General features: G+C 49.9%; 5 protein-coding genes. All 5 read left to right on the forward strand.

Annotated elements, in window-relative coordinates:
• On the forward strand, window positions 1-774 hold a 774-nt coding region (locus HZA49_09290; GenBank protein MBI5779631.1), incomplete at its 5' end, for a hypothetical protein.
• 335 nt (window positions 775-1,109) lie between these two features.
• Window positions 1,110-1,250 (forward strand): hypothetical protein, encoded by a 141-nt coding sequence (locus tag HZA49_09295; GenBank protein ID MBI5779632.1) that lies wholly within the window; start codon window positions 1,110-1,112, stop codon window positions 1,248-1,250.
• Window positions 1,251-1,340: 90 nt separating this feature from the next.
• On the forward strand, window positions 1,341-1,565 hold the full coding sequence (locus HZA49_09300; protein ID MBI5779633.1) for a hypothetical protein: 225 nt from the start codon (window positions 1,341-1,343) through the stop codon (window positions 1,563-1,565).
• An 80-nt stretch (window positions 1,566-1,645) separates the two neighbouring features.
• Window positions 1,646-1,984: a hypothetical protein gene (locus HZA49_09305; GenBank protein MBI5779634.1), complete on the forward strand. Its 339-nt coding sequence runs from the start codon at window positions 1,646-1,648 to the stop codon at window positions 1,982-1,984.
• A 37-nt stretch (window positions 1,985-2,021) separates the two neighbouring features.
• A partial coding sequence (locus HZA49_09310) for a hypothetical protein (GenBank protein ID MBI5779635.1) occupies window positions 2,022-2,345 on the forward strand: 324 nt, incomplete at its 3' end.

Below are 2,345 nucleotides of genomic sequence, written 5' to 3' on the forward strand. Positions count from 1 at the left end.
CGGGAAAAGCGCCAGGTTCTCCTGGGCATGGGGGCTCATCCTTTCAAGGTGGGGCTCAACCCGGTGATCATCGATCTGCTGCGCCGGGGGCTGATAACCGGCGTGGCCTTGAACGGCGCGGGCATCATCCATGACGCGGAAATCGCCATGGCCGGACAAACCTCCGAGGACGTGGATGAGGTGCTGGGCTGCGGCCGCTTCGGCATGGCCAAAGAGACCGGGGAATTTCTGAACCACGCCATCTCCTGGGGGGCAGGACAAAAAATGGGTTTGGGGGAGGCCGTGGGCCGCCGCGTGTTGGAGTCCGATTTCCCTTATAAACACTTGAGCCTCCTGGCCGCGGCCGCGGAACAGAAAATTCCTCTCACCGTGCACGTGGCCGTGGGCACGGATATCATTCACCTGCACCCCTCAGTGGACCCGGAGGCCCTGGGCGCCACCACCCATTTGGATTTTCGCATCTTCGCGGCGCTGGTCAGCCGCCTGGCCGGGGGTTTATATATTAACCTGGGCTCCGCGGTGATCATGCCCGAGGTCTTCTTGAAGGCCGTCACCCTGGCCCGGAACCTGGGCCACAAGGTGGAGCCCCTGACCACCGTCAACCTGGATTTTGTCCAACATTACCGCCCCCTGACCAACGTGGTGCGGCGGCCCACCGCGGGGGTGGGACAAGGCTATGCCTTGACCGGCCACCACGAGCTGCTCTTTCCTCTCTTAACGGCGCTGGTAATGGAAGAGATATGGGCCTCTGAAAGCCTCCAGGGAAGAAAATAAGCTATAGGACAAAGATAAACCATATATAAAATCTATGGCATAAATATCATCGAAAAATATTTTTTCTAGCATGCTGAATTTTCTTGACATGAGCAATAAATGAGTTATATATGAGCATAAATAGAGTGTCAGGTCATCCCCCGACCCTGACCTTGCTCCCACCGGTAAAGCCGTCTCACTTGGACGGTAAAGCCGGAATGGAGCAATAATTGTTAGGTCAATGACCTAACGAACCCGCCACCGGTAACGCCGTCTCACTGGACGGTAAAGCCGGAAAGGAGCGAAGTTATGGGAAAGAGAATAGAGGTTAAGTTTGTCCCAAGGAGGAGCCTTAAATGGAAACATCAAACTGGAAAGACCTCTTTAGCCCGCATAGAGAGGAACCGGAAATTTTAGAACCTGAGGGACCTTTCTCAAAAGAAATAGAGCCGCCGGACAATGCTGACCCTGATATTAAGATTACATTGGATGATTAATAAAATATTATGCAATTTATCCATTAACGATAATGCCAGTTCTGAGCTTAACAAAAGCCAACTTATGTAATTAAGAAATAGGTGATAATTATGAATGCAAGAGTTCAGTTTGAGTTACCAGAATCCAAAATCAAGGAACTGGAAACTCTGATGAAGGAGGCTGGTATAAGAACCAAAAAAGACCTCTTTAACAACGCGCTATCTTTGCTCGAATGGGCAATTAAAGAGAAGCGCGAAGGGAGGATTATAGCCTCTGTTGATGAGAAAAATCACAAATATAAAGAAGTAATAATGCCATTGCTATCTGCCACATAAACAAATTTACTATAACTATTAAAGGGTTAAAGAGAGACTTCTGATATAAATCAAGTCTCTCTTTATTTTAGGAGCCCTATATGCCCTCCCAAAAAACGGATACAGAACATTTAGATAAAAAAGAATTTTTTAAAGAAGTTTCAGAACCACTCCAAGTAAAAGAATTTAGCAGTAAATCAATAGATATAAGAGAAAGGGAACATATGATGCAATGGCAGGGAACAACAACAAAGTTCCTTCTATCTGCATATGGTGCATTATTATTCTTTACGATTTTAATAATTTTCCTTCAAGGATTCAAGGCCTGGGGGTTCCAACTAGAATCAGCATTCCTGCATTGGTTAGGTGGTGCCACAATCGGTGAGGTCGGAGGGCTTGCTCTTCTAGTTTATGGCTTCTTCTTTAAAAAGCCACGATAATATGAAAGGATAGTCTAAATATGGAGATAAAGGATAAATGCCCACTGAGATCGTCATCATCGCCAATGACCTGCGCCTGGAAGGCTATTTGACGGACACTCCCGCGGCCCTGGCCTTGGCCGAGGCCCTGCCCATCAGCGGGGAGGCCCAGCTCTGGGGGGATGAAATCTATTTTTCCGTGCCCCACGTGGTCGCGGACCTGGACGACACCGCCACTCCGGTGGTGCAGGTGGGGGACCTGGGCTACTGGCCCCCGGGCAAGGCCTTTTGTATTTTCTTCGGCCTGACGCCTGCCAGCGTGCCCGGGGAGATCCGCCCGGCCAGCGCCGTGAATCTGGTGGGCCGCATCACCACCGGGGAC

This window comes from Planctomycetota bacterium (assembly GCA_016235865.1).
In the GTDB taxonomy this organism is placed as follows: Bacteria; Planctomycetota; MHYJ01; order JACQXL01; family JACQXL01; genus JACRIK01.

Bases quoted from the DNA above. Each gene is read 5' to 3' on its own strand.
- HZA49_09295 (MBI5779632.1), top strand. From the start codon at position 1,110: ATGGAAACATCAAACTGGAAAGACCTCTTTAGCCCGCATAGAGAGGAA.
- HZA49_09300 (MBI5779633.1), top strand. From the start codon at position 1,341: ATGAATGCAAGAGTTCAGTTTGAGTTACCAGAATCCAAAATCAAGGAA.
- HZA49_09305 (MBI5779634.1), top strand. From the start codon at position 1,646: ATGCCCTCCCAAAAAACGGATACAGAACATTTAGATAAAAAAGAATTT.